General features: G+C 57.1%; 1 protein-coding gene. It reads right to left on the bottom strand.

What is annotated here, in order from left to right:
• Window positions 1–151: 151 nt before the first annotated feature.
• Window positions 152–265: a DUF1737 domain-containing protein gene (locus ACTHSQ_RS11290; protein ID WP_440375959.1), complete on the bottom strand. Its 114-nt coding sequence runs from the start codon at window positions 263–265 to the stop codon at window positions 152–154.
• Between the last annotated feature and the right edge of the window lie 3 nt (window positions 266–268).

Here is a 268-nt window from a genome sequence, read left to right as displayed (position 1 = left end):
CGATAAAGAGTACCGCCAGCGCCAGCAGGTTCGACAGGTTGAAATAAGAAGATTTCGGAGACATAGGTTCGGTGGGGACGGGTTTCAGACGGCCTCAAACCGTCATCGGGGCCGTCTGAAAAACAAAAACGAAAACCGGCGGCGCGTCCGGTCAGTATTCCGACAGCGGTTTTTCCGGGTCGTAGCCGCCGTCGCTTTCTTTAACGACGGCCTGCCCGCAGATAATGTGTTCGCCGTCGAACGTGAGGGTGGGGTTGCCGTACAGCTC

Source organism: Neisseria sp. P0009.S008, from assembly GCF_051958615.1.
Taxonomy (GTDB): Bacteria; Pseudomonadota; Gammaproteobacteria; order Burkholderiales; family Neisseriaceae; genus Neisseria; species Neisseria subflava.
Note: the sequence above shows the minus strand (reverse complement) of the source record. Positions and strands in the feature narration are given on the sequence as shown.